This window comes from Kosakonia sp. R1.Fl (assembly GCF_023516815.1).
Classification (GTDB): domain Bacteria; phylum Pseudomonadota; class Gammaproteobacteria; order Enterobacterales; family Enterobacteriaceae; genus Kosakonia.
Window position 1 is genome coordinate 593,569 of sequence record NZ_JAMGSQ010000001.1, and the last position, 16,940, is coordinate 610,508.

Genomic DNA, 16,940 nt, shown 5'->3' on the forward strand with positions numbered 1-16,940 from the left:
ATGTCGCTCTATTCCGAAGCCTCTACCCCGCCTCTCTCCCCTGCTGACTACGAGCGCAAACTCGCTGCCCGGGATAAAACCATTGATGTGCTTAAACGCCGCATCGCCCAGGAAGCCCGGCACAGTCACGCCACACCGTTTGCCATTCTCGAACAAAATGTCGGGCTGGAGAAAGTGGTCGCGCGTAAGACAAGGGAATTAGAAAACGAACGGCATGAGCTGGAAAAGGCGCTGGCCGAGCTGCGTCTGGCGCAGACCCAGCTACTTCAGGCGCAAAAAATGGAGTCTATCGGTCAGCTTGCCGCCGGTATCGCCCACGAAATCAACACCCCGACACAATATGTTGCCGATAATGTTGGCTTCATCAAAGGTGCCACGGACTCGCTGCTAAAACTGCTGAATGCCGCCCTCGCGCTCGCTGACGTTGCGCGAGAAAAAATGGTCGATGATCCGGTAATGACAGAGTTCGATACGACGCTCAAACGCACAAAAATTGATTTTCTGCGTCGGCAAATTCCAGGCGCGCTGGACGAGTCTCTGGAAGGGCTTGAGCATATTGCGCGGATTGTCGCCGCCATGAAGGAATTTTCCCACCCTTCGAAGAATGTGAAAGAGCGGATAGATGTGCGCGATGTAATTAATACCACGGTCACGGTGGCCCGCAACGAATGGAAATATGTGGCGGAACTCGAAACTAACATCGCCGAAAACTTACCGCAGCTTCCTTGCCTGCGAGACATGGTCGGCCAGGCCATTCTCAACCTGGTGGTCAATGCCGCCCACGCCATTGCGGATACCCTGCAGGAAGGAGTGAAAGAGAAAGGCCGCATCGTTATCTCGGCATTACAGAACGGCGACTATTTAGAAATCCGCGTCGAGGATGATGGCAGTGGCATACCTGCCGCCATTCGCGAGCGCATTTTCGATCCTTTCTTCACCACCAAAGCGGTGGGTAAAGGGACAGGACAAGGCTTAGCGATCGTCTATTCCACCGTGGTGGACAAACATAATGGAAAGATTCGCTGCGAGTCAGCAGAAGGCGTGGGCTCCACGTTTATCCTGCAATTCCCGCTCAACTGCCGCAACGAGGATGAGCCTGCATGCAAGTGATGTTCGTTGATGATGAAAGCCGGGTGCTTTCAGGCATTGAGCGCGCCATCATGTTGCAAGATACCGAATGGGAGTGCCGCTTTGCCACCAGCGGCCCTGAAGCGCTGACCATGCTGGAAGAGACGCCAGCGGATGTCGTGGTCTCCGATATGCGCATGCCCTTTATGGATGGCGCAGAGTTACTGGCGCAGGTGCGCAACCGCTGGCCGGGTACGATACGGATCATTTTATCCGGCTACTCAGAGCCAGGCGCCACCCAGCGAATGCTGGAAGTCGCACATCGATTTGTCTCGAAACCCTGCGACAGCGCGACGTTAATAGCGATAATTGAAAGCGCGCTTTCTCTGCGCACGCTGTTCAACGATCCGGCAGTGCTCGACGTGGTTGGTCGGATCAACCAATTACCCGCCGCACCGAAGGTGTTTACTGCAGTTCAGCATCTTCTCAATAACCCCGAGAGCGATATCCGACAGATTGCCGAATTGCTGGGCAGCGACCCGGCGCTGAGCGCCAAAATCATGCAGCTTGCGAACTCAGCCTGGTTCAACAGAGGTTCGTCGATCCACGATATCGGTAGCGCTATTACGCTTCTCGGCATGGATCAGGTGAAATTGCTGGTGCTGGCGTCTCACTGTTTTACCGATGCGAAAAGGGATCCTTTGATCAACGAGTTACGCCGGGTCTCTCTTCTTGCCTCCTCACTCGCCGCCCGGATGACGGGCCATCAGGGGCTGGAGGCCACCGCCGCACTGCTCGCGAATATTGCGAAGCTGATCCCCGAAATGAGCGAGATCGGTAGCGAAATAACCACATGTAATGCTATTCCCATGCATTCAGCGGTGAGCGCTTACCTGCTGGCGGTATGGGGATTACCGCTGGATATCGTCGAAATAGTGGCAGGGCAGGCTCAGCCCTCACGTTTCGCACATGATGCATTCGGTGCGCTTGGTGTGGTGCATGTCGCTGTGGCACTGGCCAACAACAGCACAACCGATCGCGATTACCTTGAAAAAGCAGGCGTGCTTGACCAGCTCCCCTTATGGCAACAAATGCTCGCTAACCTACAGGACACTCTTCATGACTGATACCGCCTTACCCAGGGTGCTGTGCGTAGATGATGAACCTAACGTGCTCGCCGCGATGGAACGAAACCTGTTTGGTGAATTTGATGTGGTAGTAGCTCCGGGTGGAGAAGCCGCTCTGGACGCGGTTCGTTGGGGAGAACGCTTTGCGGTGATCATGTCCGATATGCGCATGCCCGGCATGGATGGCGCCACTTTTCTGGCAAAAGCGCGGGAACTCTCGCCCGACAGTGTGCGGATCCTGCTTACCGGCCAGGCTGATGTGGAGTCCTCTATCGCCGCCATTAATAAAGGCGCCATTTTCCGCTATCTCTGCAAACCGTGTCCGAAAGAAGAGCTGGTCGCGGCGCTTAACGACGCCGTGCGCCAGTATCGTCTCGTCTGCGCAGAAAAAGAGCTGCTGGCAACCACCCTCACCGCCTCGGTCAAAACGCTGACGGAAGTGCTTGCCATGGTCGCACCGTGGGCCTTTCAGCGGGCGGCGTTCGCCCAATCTTGTGTTCGCCACGCGCTGCCGAAGCTGGAGTGGCCAGACGAATGGATCTACACCATTGCTGCGTCATTAAGCCAAATTGGGTGTGTTGGTATCCCCGCCGATATCGTTCAGGCCGATGCCGCTCAGCGCAAACTCTCCGAGGAGGAGAAAAAACTGCTGCTGGGGCATCCCGACGTCGCGGGAAAGCTGGTGGAAAATATTCCCCGTCTTGAACTGGTCGCCGGGATCATTCGCCACCAGGCAAAAGAACCGGCGCCGAATGTGCCGCTTGAGGTTTTACGCGGTGCCCATCTGCTGCGCGCAGCCCTTGAGCTGGAGCGGCATGCGGCGCGGGGATGGAGCCTGGAACGGCCATGGGAAATTCTGCGGGCGGCTCACCCACCGTTACCCGAATACATCATTAAATCCCTGTCGGATTTCCGCTCAAATGTCACCGGCGTACGCTCTGCGCGTATTCGCGAACTGATGCCGGGTTGGGTAGTAGACGAAGATATTCGCACCACCAATGGCTTGATGGTGCTGACCAAAGGACACGAGTTGACCGATACCGCGATCTCGGCGTTACAACGCTTGCTCGCTGCCAACGCCATTGAGGAGCCCATCCGGGTTCGCGGGCTACCAGACAGCACCGCATCGGCATAATCATTACGTGATCGGGTGGGTAATCGCGTCGCTATGCTGCAAATAGATAAACCGTTGCAAGCGGGGCACCCCCCCGCCATAAAGCAACTTTTCGCTCGTTTCGCGGCAAAAAGACGCCATAAACGCAATTTTCACAGAAAGACTAACGCATTGAAATATGTCCCATGTAATATGGCTCCGGGCTATTGCGAGATTTGCATCCATGGTCCAGATTTGATGAATTAACAACTCCCTTTAACACACTCAACGCGCTTTGACGAAACGCCATGAACAAACCTATAAAACGGCTTGAAATCATCAAATACGCCATTGAACTGGAGGATGACGGTATCATCCTCAGCCAGCTTCCTTTACTTAAAAATGAAGTTACGGACCCGGAGTTAGCGTTTATCGTTCACGCGCTTGAAGAGAAAAATTACAGCGAAGCGATGCGCGCCATCACCGTCTGGCTGCAAAACCAGCGCTCAGTGGTCAGCTGGCAGGATCCGCAAGTGGCCGCCAGCAAACTGGAGCTGAAAGCGCTGGAAGAGCAAATGCGCGAACTCATTGATAAACGCAATGCGCGTATCCAGTTGCTGGACGAATTCAACGATCTCTACTTAACCCGCCTTGGGCCGCTGATGTCGCAGATCCTGCGACTGCGTAAAACGCTGGCCGAAGCCGCAGTGCGCCGCCAGGAGGCGGAAGCGCGCCGTCGCGAGGCGGATTATCTGCGCTGCCAGAAATATCTGTCGCAAGCTGTGGAAGTCTTAGTGACCTTGACGCAACGCTGGCAGAGCATGCCACCGCACTCATTACAGGCGGCGGAAGCACGCAAGCATCTGCAACAACAAAGCGAGCTGATTGCCTCGCTGCTCGCCGAAGCGCAGGAGCTGGAGCGCGGCCTTACGCGGGAAGAAGAGCCCACACGCCAGGCGCGTGACGAAGCGCGGCAGGAGTATGAAAGCTACCAGGAGCAGCAGCACGATGCGGAAAAACGCTTTAGCTTCGAGCAGAAGATGAGCGAAGACGAGCGTCATGAGCTGAAACGCCTGTGGCGCCAGGCCAGTAAACTCTGTCATCCGGACCTGGTGGATAACGAACTGAAAAACGACGCTCACAGCATGATGGTGCAGCTTAACCAGGCGCGCCAGCGCGGTGATCTTAGCGCCATTCGCTCGATTTTGACCCGTCTGCAAAAAGGGCTGGAGCCATTAATGGCAAGCGATCGCCTCAACGATCTGCAGCGCCTGCGCCAGCGCATTGTTGAAGTCAAACAGCATATTGCCAGCCTGATTGAAGAGCTGGCGACGCTGGAAAAAGAGGAGTCCTGGCAGTTGGTCTCGACGCTTGGCGACAGGGAAACCTACTTCCGCCAGCAGGAGAAAGCGCTGGCCGAGATCCGCCAGACGCTGGAACAGCAGGTCAGCGAAGCCGAGTACGACGAAGTGGCCTGAACGCAACGAGCCCGGTAATCGCACCGGGCTTTGCGTTTATTTCTTGTGCCAGTAGGCTTGCGCGCGCACCAGTTGTTGATCGATGTCGGCAGATTCAAAGCGATCCATCAGCGATTTCACTACCTCCCCTTCCCCGGTCAGCCAGATAAAATAGTCGTTTTCCGGCACGCTTATCGCCGCCAGTTTGTCGGCAACTGCCTGCGAGTTATGCCCCTGCACCCACTGAATATCAAAGCCGTTTACATCCGCGAAATAATCTTGATAAGCAACATCCGCAATGCTCACCACCGCTGTGACCTGCGGGCGTACAGCAAGCTGGCTGAGCGCTTCAAGGCGGCGGCGCAGCGCCGGCATACCGGATTCATCGCACACATATAACTGCCAGGCGTAATCTTCCGGCACCACCAGCGAACCGCGCGGCCCGCCGATAGTCAATTTATCGCCAACCTGCGCCTGCATCGCCCAGCTACTCGCTACGCCGCCGTCGTGAATGTAGAAATCCAGCGTCAGCTCGTGGCGGCTGGCATCGTACAGCGGCGTATAGTCGCGGGAAGCCGGGCGCGGGCCATCGCCCCAGACGATACCTTCATCAGTTACCACCGGCGGTACAAAGTGCGTACCCGGCTGCGGGAAGAAGACTTTACTGTGATCGTCAAAACCGCGGGAGGTGAAGCCATCCAGTTGCTCGCCGCCGAGCACAATGCGCTGGAAGCCCGAACCTGCGCGTTCGACGCGCAAAACAGTTAACTCGCGAAAGCGCAGCTTATTGCGCACGCGCTGGGGATAGCGTTGAGGGTTGGTTGTCATAATCGGCCTTCGTGAACGTGAATACGATATATCTAAATGTTGTGCAAATGATAATGATTGTTGATTGGGAAGAAGGCAAGATCTTTTTATGATATAGCCACGCGAAAGCGCATCGGTTGCCAAACCAGAAATAAAAGTCATTAAAAATCATCAAATTAAAGAAAAAACACCGTCAGTATTGTTTAAGCGGGCTATTTTAGATATAAATTAGATATATCAAATTAAAAGAGTAAGCAGCTATGCGTCATCATCACGGCAATACCGACAGGGAGCACCACCACGGACACAGCGGCCGACGCCAGCGCTTTTTCGGTCACGGCGAATTACGTCTGGTGATCCTGCATTTGCTCAGCCAAAACGCCAGCCACGGCTATGAGCTGATCAAAGCCATTGAAGCGCTGACGCAGGGCAACTACACACCCAGCCCTGGTGTGATTTATCCCACTCTGGATGCTCTGCAAGCGCAGCAGTTAATTACCGTTAGCGATGAAGAAAACGGACGCAGAATGATCGCCATCACGCAGCAGGGCACGCAGTGGCTGGTGGAAAATGCGCCATCGCTGGCACAGATTGAAGAGCGGATTAAAGCACGCAACGTTGGCTATCAACTGCGCAAAAACCCACAGATGAAACGGGCGCTGGAGAACTTTAAAGCGGTGCTGGATTTACGGGTGAATCAGGGGGAAGTCAGCGCCACGCAGCTTAAACAGATAATTGGCATTATCGACCGCGCAGCGCTGGAGATTTCACAACTCGATTAAACTGCCTGTCGCGCGTCGCGCAGGCGGAACACCTGCACCAGCTCGCGCAGATGCAACGCCTGATCGTTCAGCGCCGCTGCTGCAGCCACCGACTCTTCCACCAGGCTGGAGTTCTGCTGGGTGGTGGAGTCAATCAGGCCAATCGCGCTGTTAATCTGCGAAATACCATCGGTCTGCTCGCGGCTCGCCTGACCAATTTCGCGCAGGATAACATCCATCTCTTCCACATTACTGACCATACCGTTAATCAGCGCACTGGCTTTTTCGACCAGCGCCATGCCTTCACGGGTCTGGCTGGTAGAGCTTTCAATCAGATGGCGAATATCGTTGGCAGAGGAAGCGCTCTTCTGGGCTAACTGGCGAACTTCACCCGCCACAACCGCAAAACCACGCCCGTGTTCACCGGCGCGTGCCGCTTCGACCGCCGCGTTCAGCGCCAGAATGTTTGTCTGGAAGGCAATTGCGTCAATCAGGTTGATGATGTCCGACATACGGTTGGAGGTGTCGTTAATCACGCGCATCTTCTCGGTAACCTGCTTCATCATCTCGCCGTTGTTCTTCACGACTGTCGCCGCATCGGCAGAAAGGTGGGTCGCTTCGGAGGTGTGATCGGCAGTGTTTTTTACCGTCGCGGTGATCTGCTCCATGGACGCCGCCGTCTGCTCGACGGAGCTGGCCTGCTCTTCGGTACGCGCCGCCAGATCCTGGTTACCGGCCACAATCTGCGCCGCCGCGCTGGAAATACTCTCAGAGCCGTTTTGTACCTGATGGACAATCTCAACAAGACGGTTTTTCATCTCCATCAGCGCACGCAGTAGCACGCCGGTTTCATCGCGGTGGCGGGAATCGATAGTACGCGTCAAATCGCCATCGGCAATCGCTTCGGCAAAGGCAACCGCTTCACTCAGCGGGCGCGTGATCATCCGTACGATATACCAGCCAATCAGGCTGCCCATGCCGATGCTCACAATAGCCAGCAGAATCAGCATCAGGCGGTTAGAACTGAAATCGTTCTGCACCTGATCGCCCGCCGCGCGCATTTGCCCATCCTGAATGGCGATCAGCGCCAACACCCGCTCTTTGTAAGCATTCTGGATGTTAATGGTTTTGGTCATCATCTCCTGAATCGCACCCGCGCGGTCGTTTTTTTTAACGGCATCGAGAATGCGGAAACGAGAGTCGAGGTACTGTTGGCGCACGGTGCGGATGTCGGCGAGGATTTTCTGCGATTTATCATCACGCAGATTTTTAGATAAATCCTCCAGCAGAGCGGTAATGTGGGAGCTTATCTCAGCAAGCTGCTTTTGCGACTCACCGGTCCATTTGCCGTCGCTATCCAGCAGCATCAGTTGCTGTGTGCTGACAAAGGTCTGGAAATTATCAATAAGCTGATTCGCTTTTACCGTGGTTGGGTAATCCTCGTGCACGATCTCTTGCATTCCGTTATTCGCGCGGTTCAGGCTGAAGAGAGACAGACAGGAACTCACTACCATTAACGCAATAAAAAAGCCGAACGCCAGAAATAATTTCGTGCCGATTTTTACATCATGTAAAAACATATATTCTCCATGGGTTTGATTATTTTATTGACGAAAGTTCCGCGCCCTCACCCTAATGGCGCGCTTAAGTCCCTGGCGCAAATTAAAAGAATGCAGCCACTAGCCGTTATCGGTAACGTTAGCGCTAACTTTATGAGTTTGATCGTTTTTTTAATTACTTAATGAATCTTCTGATAGCCAGCAACGATTAATTGTTATTTATCGATCGTTATATGTGCGAAAAAATAGATTTGCGCAACGCATATTAATATCGCTACATTGAATTTAACGCGTCATTAAATAAGCACCAGGGTAAAATATTTATACTTCACAATGCGAACTGTGCTTAATATAAAATTAACAAAATATATATATCGCACTTACATGAAATGGCAGAAATCAAGCGCTTACAAATAAAAAACCACCAGCACGGAGCCAGTGGTTTTTAAGAGAAAGGTCAGCTATTAGTGCAATACGGCAACCGCATCCTGCAGGCGGTCTGCGCGATGTTTAACCATTGCCGAAACCGCCGCGCTCTCCTCGACCAAACCGGCGTTTTTCTGCGTGATGGCATCCAGTTCCGCCACCGCACGCGTCAGTTCGGAGAGCCCCGTCGCCTGCTCCGATGTCGACTGGCTAATCTGACCTATCAGCGCAGTCACGTTTTGTACCTGATTAACAATATCTTCCATCGTGCGGCCTGCGGCATGCACCTGGTCATAACCAGACTGCACTTTACTGGCACTGGCGTCGATCAGCTTACGAATATCATTCGCCGCGCTGGCGCTGCGGCTCGCCAGGTGGCGAACTTCACCCGCCACAACCGCAAACCCTTTGCCCTGCTCGCCGGCCCTGGCCGCTTCTACCGCGGCATTCAGCGCCAGGATATTGGTCTGGAAAGCGATGTCATTAATCAGCTTGGTAATAGAGCCGATACGCCCGGTGCTATCGGCAATCTCGTCCATGGTTTTCACCACCGTCTCCATCGCCTTACCGCCGTGCGTGGCGGCGTTACTGGCGGAGCTGGAGAGCTCGTCTGCCGCCGATGCTGTTTGCGAGTTGTTTTGTACCGATGCCGCCATCTGGCTCATGGTGGCAACCGTCTGCTGCACATTCACCACCGTCTGGCGCGTGCGTTCATTAAGATCTTCATTACCTTTCGCCAGCGTTTCACTGCCGCTACGCACACTGTGAACCTGGGTTGAAACGTCATTGATCAACCAACGGCACATCAGCCCCAGTTGCCCGATCGCCCGCAATGTCAGCCCCAGTTCATCGCTGCGATTCAACGGTTGCACGCTATTGCGTTCCCCGGTGGCCACACTCAGCGCCTGACGCGCCACGTTTTCCGCCGGGCGAACGATTTGCCACTCAAATGCCAGGCAGCCCAGCAACATCGCCAGCGTGCTCACCGCCAGCGCCAGGCCGCCTGCGCCGGTGAACCATAAGCCAGCAAATTGCGCAGCCCACAACAACGTCATGACGCTACGCGCACGCCAGCGGAGCGGCATGCCTGCCAGTTTTCCCCACCAGTGCTTGCTAATGACCAGGCCTTTATAGACGCGTTTATTACAGCGCCCTTCGTTTAACGCTTTGTACAGCGGTTCAACGGCGGCGATCTCTTCATCTTTCGCCTCGGTGCGAATCGACATGTAGCCGGTCACTTTGCCGTTGCGCACCATGGGAACAGCATTAGCTCGCACCCAGTAATGGTCGCCATTTTTACGCCGGTTTTTGACGATGCCGCTCCACGGCTCGCCCTGTTTCAGGGTGTACCACATATCAGCAAAAGCCGCTTTGGGCATATCCGGATGGCGAACAAGATTGTGGGGCTGGCCAAGCAGCTCATTATGGGTATAACCACTGGCATGGATAAACGCGTCGTTGGCGTGGGTGATGTAACTTTGCTGGTCAGTTGTCGACATCAGCGTGGTGTCATCCTCCAGCATAAAGCGCTGTTGGCTGACATAAGGAGGAGAAGACATGATTGCGTCCTATGCAGGTTATATTGCTGTTAAAAATTACTGCGAATGTTATTTCGGCGATAATGGGTTTATCTTTAGTTGTTAAATTTGATTTAGATCGCAATTTGCAATAAAACCCTGTTTTTCGTGGGTCCGTTAACTCTATGATTTTAATAATTTCGCTATGTTATCACTGAGTTTTCGTAACACAAACGCCCTATAATCGCGCATTTATTGCACCAAATGGGCGCAATGCGCTCAGCACCACTCCTGAAGAGAACAATTTTTAATCACAAAAGATACAAATTATTAACGTAACGGCATGATTAAATTTTGCGCACCTTCATTTTTCCCTGGCATTTATCCCGATTTATGCTCCCTGCACCGAAGTGGCGTAATCCCTGCAATACTTAAATCGGTATCATGTGATACGCGAGCCCCCGGAGCCCATTTTGAACAGGTTACCTTCCAGCGCATCGGCATTAGCGTGCAGCGCTCACGCACTGAATCTCATTGAAAAGCGAACGCTTGACCATGAGGAGATGAAAGCATTAAACCGAGAGGTGGTGGATTACTTTAAAGAGCATGTCAATCCGGGGTTTCTGGAGTATCGAAAATCTGTTACCGCCGGCGGGGATTACGGAGCCGTAGAGTGGCAAGCTGGCAGTTTGAACACGCTTGTCGACACCCAGGGGCAGGAGTTTTTAGATTGCCTGGGTGGATTTGGAATTTTCAATGTGGGGCACCGTAATCCAGTTGTGGTTTCCGCCGTACAGAATCAACTCGCGAAACAACCTCTGCATAGCCAGGAATTGCTCGATCCGTTACGCGCCATGCTGGCGAAAACACTGGCGGCACTGACGCCTGGCAAACTGAAATACAGCTTCTTTAGCAACAGCGGCACGGAGTCCGTCGAAGCGGCGTTAAAACTGGCGAAAGCCTACCAGTCACCGCGCGGTAAATACACCTTTGTCGCCACCAGCGGTGCGTTCCACGGTAAATCGCTGGGCGCATTGTCGGCAACGGCAAAATCGACCTTCCGCAAACCCTTTATGCCCCTGTTACCAGGCTTTCGTCATGTGCCGTTTGGCGATATAGACGCGATGCGTACGCTGCTTAGCGAATGCCGGAAAACCGGTGATGATGTCGCCGCCGTGATCCTGGAACCGATCCAGGGTGAAGGTGGCGTGATCTTACCGCCAGTCGGTTATCTGCCAGCGGTACGCAAGCTGTGCGATGAGTTTGGCGCGCTGCTGATTTTTGACGAAGTGCAGACCGGCATGGGTCGTACGGGCAAAATGTTCGCCTGCGAACACGAAAACGTGCAGCCAGACATCTTGTGCCTGGCGAAAGCGCTGGGCGGCGGCGTGATGCCGATTGGCGCGACTGTCGCCACCGAAGAGGTGTTCTCGGTGCTGTTTGATAACCCATTCCTGCATACCACCACCTTTGGCGGTAACCCGCTGGCCTGTGCGGCAGCGCTGGCGACCATCAATGTGCTGCTGGAAGAGAACCTGCCCGCTCAGGCGGAGCAGAAAGGCGACATGTTGCTGGACGGTTTCCGCGCGCTGGTGCGTCAATATCCGGATCTGGTGCAGGATGCGCGTGGTCGCGGGATGCTGATGGCGATTGAGTTTGTCGATAACGAAACGGGCTACAACTTTGCCAGTGAGATGTTCCGCCAGCGTGTGCTGGTTGCCGGAACGCTGAATAATGCGAAAACCATTCGTATCGAACCGCCGCTGACGCTGACCATTGAGCAGTGTGAGGAAGTACTGAAAGCGGCAGCCAACGCACTGGCAGCACTGCGGGTTACCGAAGAGCTGGCGTAAATGTCTGGATAAAACCCTCTCCCCGCGGGAGAGGGTTTTTTATTGCCCATGGAAAATTAGTGGTCATCAGCCGTTCAGGTTTTCTGCCCTGGTACCTTGAGATTTCAATCTCACGCAGAAACGGCTTTTGCAGGTGCGGTATGCGCCTCCTGGCGCAATCAATGCACCATGAAAGCGGATGTTTACTGCGGCAGCAAACCAATAAAGCTGCGTTTTTTGCGCGGCTCCGACATCAGTTCTTCCAGTTTCTCCACGCACGCCAGGTAATGCGGTGTCTCCTTGTGTGCCTGGACAGCGGCGTCATCCTGATACGCTTCATAAATAAAAAAGCGGGTTTTCACTTTCGGATCCTGTAATACATCAAAACGCAGATTCCCCGGCTCGCGGATAGCGCCTTCGTGATTGGCGCGAAAGACCTGTAAAAACTCATCTACCCTGTCCGGTTTGATATTGATTTCCACCAGCGTCACATTCATGGTTGCTCTCCTTGTTTTTCCTCCAGCCAGAACTGGTACGCCTCACGGGCGTGCATGTGCTCGTGTACCACTTTTTTCACCGCCTTGAGCATGGCGAGCGGCGCGCTGGACTGGAAAATGTTGCGCCCCATATCCACGCCTGACGCACCCTGATCGATAGCGCGGAAACACATCTCCAGCGCCTCCTGCTCGGGTAACTTTTTCCCGCCAGCAATCACGATCGGCACCGGGCAACTGGCAGTGACCTTTTCGAACCCCTCTTCCACAAAGTAGGTTTTCACAAACTGCGCGCCCATTTCGGCGGCGATACGGCTGGCCAGCGAAAAATAACGCGCATCGCGCGTCATCTCTTTACCTACGCCGGTCACCGCCATCGTCGGCACACCGTAGCGGTTGCCCGCATCCACCAGCTTGATGATGTTATTAATCGACTGGTGCTCATATTCGCTGCCGATGTAGATTTGCGCCGCCACCGCACAGACGTTGAGCCGCAGCGCATCTTCCATCGCCACCGCCACGCATTCGTTAGAGAGTTCGGCAAGGATTGAATTGCCGCCAGAGGCGCGCAACACCACCGGTTTATTGGTGGCGGGCGGCACCACACTGCGCAAAATGCCACGCGTACACATCAGCACATCGGTTTGCGCGAACAGCGGCGCAATCGATAGATCAATACGCTCAAGCCCGGTCGTCGGTCCCTGAAAATAGCCGTGATCGAAGGCCAGCATCACCGTGCGGTTACTCTGTGGGTTAAAGATCCTTGCCAGCCGCGATTGCATGCCCCAGTCCAGCGCACCGCAGCCCTTCAGGGTGAAAGGCACATTTTGCTGCGCGGTGCCCAGTCCAAAGTCTTTGCCATCTTTGATGTCATCTACATCCGCCATCCTGCCTCCCGCAAAAAGCTGTGATAGAACAAGTGATTTTGTGACTGAAGAATGTTCAAAAGCGTAGGCGCTGAACTATATTTACGACCGTACGAGGATCACAGTTTTATCTATGATGCTTGCGAGGGGGCAAAACCCATGAGTTACCTTTTAGCGTTAGATGCAGGAACTGGCAGCATTCGGGCAGTGATCTTCGACTTAAGCGGGCGGCAAATTGCCGTCGGTCAGGCCGAGTGGAAACACCTCAGCGTGGAAAACGTCCCCGGCTCAATGGAATTTGACCTCAACACCAACTGGCAACTGGCCTGCCAGTGCATCCGCCAGGCGCTGAAAACCGCCGGTCTTAGCGGCGCGGATATCCAGTCAGTCGCCTGCTGCTCCATGCGCGAAGGCATTGTGCTGTATAACAACAATGGCGACGCCATCTGGGCGTGCGCCAACGTGGATTCCCGCGCCAGCCATGAAGTTGCCGAGTTAAAAGAGATCCATGACTGGCAGTTTGAAGCCGAAGTCTACAGCGTTTCCGGGCAGACACTGGCGCTCAGCGCCATGCCGCGTCTGCTGTGGCTGGCGCACCATCGCCCCGACATTTACCGCGACACCGCCACCATCACCATGATCAGCGACTGGCTGGCCTCGCGCCTCTCCGGCTGGTTAGCGGTGGATCCTTCCAATGCCGGCACCACCGGTATGCTCGATCTTTTCACGCGTGACTGGCGACCCGATTTGCTGGATATGGCCGGGTTACGCCCGGATCTGTTATCACCGGTGAAAGAGACCGGCAGCTTGTTGGGCGAAGTGACTCACCAGGCGGCGCAAGAGTGCAGTCTGCGCGAAGGCACGCCGGTAGTGATGGGCGGCGGTGATGTACAGCTCGGCAGCCTTGGCCTTGGCGTGGTGCGCGCCGGGCAAACCGCCGTACTCGGCGGCACGTTCTGGCAGCAAGTGGTGAACCTGCCGCAAGTGCGCACCGACCCGGAAATGAATATCCGCGTCAATCCGCATGTCATTCCTGGCATGGTACAAGCTGAGTCGATAAGCTTTTTCACCGGCCTGACCATGCGCTGGTTCCGCGACGCGTTTTGCGCCGAAGAAAAATTGATTGCCGAGCGGATGGGCATTGACGCCTACACCTTACTGGAAGAGATGGCAGGCCGGGTTCCAGCCGGTTCATGGGGCGTGATGCCCATTTTCTCCGATGCCATGCATTTTAAGCAGTGGTATCACGCCGCACCGTCGTTTATTAACCTCTCCATCGACCCGGAAAAATGCAACAAAGCCACGCTGTTCCGCGCACTGGAAGAGAACGCGGCCATCGTTTCCGCCTGCAATCTGGCGCAGATTTCACGCTTTTCCGGCGTACAGTTCGAGAGCCTGGTCTTCGCGGGTGGGGGGGCGAAAGGCGCGCTGTGGAGCCAGATTTTAAGCGATGTCACGGGCCTGCCAGTACGCGTACCGGAAGTGAAAGAGGCCACCGCGCTGGGCTGCGCTATCGCCGCGGGTGTGGGAGCCGGGTTGTATGACGATATGGCGGCCACTGGCGAACGGCTGGTGCGCTGGAGCCGGGAATTTACGCCAAACCCGGAACACCGCGAACTGTACGACACCATGATGCTGAAGTGGCAGAAAATCTACGCGGAGCAGCTAGGCCTCGTCGACAGCGGTTTAACCACATCGTTGTGGCAGGCACCCGGCCTGACAACCGGCGCCTGACGCGTGTTTCCCTCTCCCGTTGCGGGAGAGGGATATTTGAATCCCATCACAATCATTCGCTCCGCCTTTTCCCTTTTCTGCCGCGACGGCTAAAGTAGAACTCATCCGACCACATAACAATAATTTTACACTGGAAGAGAGCATGAGCCATTACCCGTCGCTGTTCACCCCACTCGATCTGGGCTTTACCACGCTAAAAAACCGTGTGCTGATGGGTTCGATGCACACCGGGCTGGAGGAGCGCCCGGACGGTGCAAAGCGGCTGGCGGCATTTTATGCCGAACGCGCCCGTCACGGTGTCGGGCTGATTGTCACTGGCGGCGTTGCGCCTGCGCTTTCCGGCGTCACCATGGAAGGCGGCGCGGTGCTGCACGATGCCAGCCAGCTTCCCCATCACCGGCAAATCACTGAAGCGGTGCATCAGGAAGGCGGCAAGATCGCCCTGCAAATTCTGCACACCGGGCGTTACAGCTACCAGCCGCAGCTGGTCGCGCCATCGGCGTTACAGGCGCCGATCAACCGCTTTACGCCGCATGAATTGAGCCATGATGAAATTCTCATGCTGATTGATGATTTCGCCCGTTGCGCTGCGCTGGCACAGCAGGCCGGTTACGACGGCGTTGAAGTGATGGGTTCTGAGGGCTACCTGATTAACGAATTTCTCGCCGCGCGCACCAATCACCGTGAGGACGAATGGGGCGGCGATTATGCCCGGCGTATGCGCTTTGCGCTGGAAGTGGTGCGTGCCGTGCGCGAGCGCGTCGGCAGCGACTTTATTATTATCTACCGCCTGTCGATGCTGGATCTCGTCGAAGGCGGCGGCACGCTGGAAGAAACCATCGCGCTGGCGCAGGCGGTAGAAGCTGCAGGCGCGACGCTGATTAATACCGGTATTGGCTGGCACGAAGCGCGTATCCCGACCATCGCCACGCCGGTGCCGCGCGGCGCATTCAGTTGGGTGACGCGCAAGCTGAAAGGCAAAGTGCAGGTGCCGCTTATTACCACCAACCGCATTAACGATCCTGGGGTGGCCGACGAGATCCTCGCGCGTGGTGATGCCGATATGGTATCGATGGCGCGCCCGTTTCTGGCCGATGCCGAGTTTGTGTCGAAAGCACAAAATGGTCGCGCGGATGAGATCAATACCTGCATCGGTTGTAACCAGGCCTGCCTGGATCAGATCTTCGCCGGTAAAGTCACCTCCTGCCTTGTTAACCCCCGCGCCTGCCATGAAACGCTAATGCCGGTACTTCCGGCTGTGCAAAAGAAAAACCTGGCGGTGGTCGGCGCAGGCCCTGCCGGGCTGGCGTTCGCCATTAATGCCGCCGCACGCGGGCATGGCGTAACGCTGTTTGATGCCCAGGCGGAGATCGGCGGGCAGTTTAATGTCGCCAAACAGATCCCCGGCAAAGAAGAGTTCTACGAAACGCTGCGTTACTACCGGCGGATGATCGATCTGACTGGTGTTACGTTATGCCTGAATCAACGCGTCGATCCGGCCCGACTGCTGGAGTTTGACGAGGTGATCCTCGCCAGCGGCATTGAACCGCGAATGCCGCCGATCGACGGGATCGACCATCCAAAAGTGCTGAACTACCTTGATGTGCTGCGCGATAAAGCACCGGTGGGTGAAAGTGTGGCCATTATTGGCTGCGGCGGGATCGGCTTTGATACCGCCATGTATTTAAGCCAGCCGGGCGAGCCAACCAGCCAGAACATCGCCGAATTTTGTGTGGAATGGGGAATTGATACCAGCCTGAATGAAGTGGGCGGTCTGCGCCCGGAAGGACCACAGTTGCCGAAAAGCCCGCGCCGCATTGTGATGTTGCAGCGTAAAGCCAGCAAACCTGGTGAAGGTCTGGGGAAAACCACCGGCTGGATCCACCGTGCCACGTTGCTGTCGCGTGGCGTGAAAATGATCCCGGCGGTCAGTTATCAAAAGATCGATGATGCCGGGTTGCACCTGTTGATCGGCGGTGAACCTCAGCTATTGGCTGTTGATCATGTGGTGATCTGCGCAGGCCAGGAGCCAAAACGCGAGCTGGCGGAACCGCTGCGTGAAGCGGGCAAAACAGTGCATTTGATAGGTGGCTGCGATGTGGCGCTGGAGCTGGATGCCCGCCGGGCGATTGCACAAGGGACAAAGCTGGCGCTGGCGATTTAAAATAACTGCCTTAAAGCTTTCCGGCCTCCCAGTCT

Annotated in this window: 13 protein-coding genes; 8 read left to right on the forward strand and 5 right to left on the reverse strand. The window is 55.3% G+C overall.

What is annotated here, in order from left to right:
* The 4 genes from M8Q36_RS02695 (at nucleotide 1) to M8Q36_RS02710 (ending at nucleotide 4,766) form a co-directional block, all read left to right on the forward strand.
* Entirely contained in the window at nucleotides 1–1,110 is a 1,110-nt protein-coding gene (locus tag M8Q36_RS02695; RefSeq protein WP_249879956.1) for a sensor histidine kinase, read from the forward strand.
* Nucleotides 1,101–2,195, forward strand: coding sequence for an HDOD domain-containing protein (locus tag M8Q36_RS02700; protein ID WP_249879957.1), 1,095 nt, complete (start codon nucleotides 1,101–1,103; stop codon nucleotides 2,193–2,195). Before M8Q36_RS02695 ends, M8Q36_RS02700 begins: the two co-directional genes overlap by 10 nt.
* Entirely contained in the window at nucleotides 2,188–3,330 is a 1,143-nt protein-coding gene (locus M8Q36_RS02705) for a response regulator (RefSeq protein ID WP_017457425.1), read from the forward strand. The genes M8Q36_RS02700 and M8Q36_RS02705 overlap by 8 nt, the downstream gene beginning before the upstream one ends.
* Nucleotides 3,331–3,596: 266 nt before the next feature.
* Nucleotides 3,597–4,766 (forward strand): DNA repair protein, encoded by a 1,170-nt coding sequence (locus M8Q36_RS02710; protein WP_249879958.1) that lies wholly within the window; start codon nucleotides 3,597–3,599, stop codon nucleotides 4,764–4,766.
* A gap of 36 nt (nucleotides 4,767–4,802) precedes the next feature.
* On the opposite strand, the gene M8Q36_RS02715 is transcribed toward M8Q36_RS02710, so the two are convergent.
* Nucleotides 4,803–5,573 carry a siderophore-interacting protein gene (locus tag M8Q36_RS02715; protein ID WP_249879959.1) on the reverse strand — a complete coding sequence of 257 codons (771 nt, stop codon included), beginning with the start codon at nucleotides 5,571–5,573 and terminating at the stop codon, nucleotides 4,803–4,805.
* Between the two features lie 239 nt (nucleotides 5,574–5,812).
* On the opposite strand from M8Q36_RS02715, the gene M8Q36_RS02720 reads away from it, so the two are divergent.
* Nucleotides 5,813–6,334, forward strand: a complete 522-nt coding sequence (locus M8Q36_RS02720) for a PadR family transcriptional regulator (RefSeq protein ID WP_249879960.1) — start codon at nucleotides 5,813–5,815, stop codon at nucleotides 6,332–6,334.
* On the opposite strand, the gene M8Q36_RS02725 is transcribed toward M8Q36_RS02720, so the two are convergent.
* Complete coding sequence (locus tag M8Q36_RS02725) at nucleotides 6,331–7,893, reverse strand: methyl-accepting chemotaxis protein (RefSeq protein ID WP_249879961.1); 1,563 nt, start codon at nucleotides 7,891–7,893, stop codon at nucleotides 6,331–6,333. The genes M8Q36_RS02720 and M8Q36_RS02725 overlap by 4 nt on opposite strands.
* A gap of 443 nt (nucleotides 7,894–8,336) precedes the next feature.
* A complete protein-coding gene (locus M8Q36_RS02730) occupies nucleotides 8,337–9,857 on the reverse strand; it encodes a methyl-accepting chemotaxis protein (protein WP_249879962.1) in 1,521 nt (506 codons plus the stop codon).
* Between the two features lie 431 nt (nucleotides 9,858–10,288).
* On the opposite strand from M8Q36_RS02730, the gene ygjG reads away from it, so the two are divergent.
* Nucleotides 10,289–11,668, forward strand: a complete 1,380-nt coding sequence (gene ygjG / locus M8Q36_RS02735) for a putrescine aminotransferase (RefSeq protein ID WP_249879963.1) — start codon at nucleotides 10,289–10,291, stop codon at nucleotides 11,666–11,668.
* A gap of 182 nt (nucleotides 11,669–11,850) precedes the next feature.
* On the opposite strand, the gene lsrG is transcribed toward ygjG, so the two are convergent.
* Together lsrG and lsrF are read right to left on the reverse strand one after the other, a co-directional pair.
* Nucleotides 11,851–12,144, reverse strand: coding sequence for a (4S)-4-hydroxy-5-phosphonooxypentane-2,3-dione isomerase (lsrG, locus tag M8Q36_RS02740; protein WP_249879964.1), 294 nt, complete (start codon nucleotides 12,142–12,144; stop codon nucleotides 11,851–11,853).
* Nucleotides 12,141–13,028 carry a 3-hydroxy-5-phosphonooxypentane-2,4-dione thiolase gene (gene lsrF, locus M8Q36_RS02745; protein WP_017457417.1) on the reverse strand — a complete coding sequence of 296 codons (888 nt, stop codon included), beginning with the start codon at nucleotides 13,026–13,028 and terminating at the stop codon, nucleotides 12,141–12,143. The genes lsrG and lsrF overlap by 4 nt, the downstream gene beginning before the upstream one ends.
* 138 nt (nucleotides 13,029–13,166) lie before the next feature.
* On the opposite strand from lsrF, the gene lsrK reads away from it, so the two are divergent.
* Nucleotides 13,167–14,741, forward strand: a complete 1,575-nt coding sequence (gene lsrK, locus M8Q36_RS02750; RefSeq protein ID WP_249879965.1) for an autoinducer-2 kinase — start codon at nucleotides 13,167–13,169, stop codon at nucleotides 14,739–14,741.
* 142 nt (nucleotides 14,742–14,883) lie between these two features.
* On the forward strand, nucleotides 14,884–16,905 hold the full coding sequence (locus M8Q36_RS02755; protein WP_249879966.1) for an NADPH-dependent 2,4-dienoyl-CoA reductase: 2,022 nt from the start codon (nucleotides 14,884–14,886) through the stop codon (nucleotides 16,903–16,905).
* Nucleotides 16,906–16,940: the final 35 nt, after the last annotated feature.

What these genes read in the sequence shown, in the direction of transcription:
- M8Q36_RS02695 (WP_249879956.1), top strand. Translation starts at nt 1, where the DNA reads ATGTCGCTCTATTCCGAAGCCTCTACCCCGCCTCTCTCCCCTGCTGAC.
- M8Q36_RS02700 (WP_249879957.1), top strand. Translation starts at nt 1,101, where the DNA reads ATGCAAGTGATGTTCGTTGATGATGAAAGCCGGGTGCTTTCAGGCATT.
- M8Q36_RS02705 (WP_017457425.1), top strand. Translation starts at nt 2,188, where the DNA reads ATGACTGATACCGCCTTACCCAGGGTGCTGTGCGTAGATGATGAACCT.
- M8Q36_RS02710 (WP_249879958.1), top strand. Translation starts at nt 3,597, where the DNA reads ATGAACAAACCTATAAAACGGCTTGAAATCATCAAATACGCCATTGAA.
- M8Q36_RS02715 (WP_249879959.1), bottom strand. Translation starts at nt 5,573, where the DNA reads ATGACAACCAACCCTCAACGCTATCCCCAGCGCGTGCGCAATAAGCTG.
- M8Q36_RS02720 (WP_249879960.1), top strand. Translation starts at nt 5,813, where the DNA reads ATGCGTCATCATCACGGCAATACCGACAGGGAGCACCACCACGGACAC.
- M8Q36_RS02725 (WP_249879961.1), bottom strand. Translation starts at nt 7,893, where the DNA reads ATGTTTTTACATGATGTAAAAATCGGCACGAAATTATTTCTGGCGTTC.
- M8Q36_RS02730 (WP_249879962.1), bottom strand. Translation starts at nt 9,857, where the DNA reads ATGTCTTCTCCTCCTTATGTCAGCCAACAGCGCTTTATGCTGGAGGAT.
- lsrG (WP_249879964.1), bottom strand. Translation starts at nt 12,144, where the DNA reads ATGAATGTGACGCTGGTGGAAATCAATATCAAACCGGACAGGGTAGAT.
- lsrF (WP_017457417.1), bottom strand. Translation starts at nt 13,028, where the DNA reads ATGGCGGATGTAGATGACATCAAAGATGGCAAAGACTTTGGACTGGGC.
- lsrK (WP_249879965.1), top strand. Translation starts at nt 13,167, where the DNA reads ATGAGTTACCTTTTAGCGTTAGATGCAGGAACTGGCAGCATTCGGGCA.
- M8Q36_RS02755 (WP_249879966.1), top strand. Translation starts at nt 14,884, where the DNA reads ATGAGCCATTACCCGTCGCTGTTCACCCCACTCGATCTGGGCTTTACC.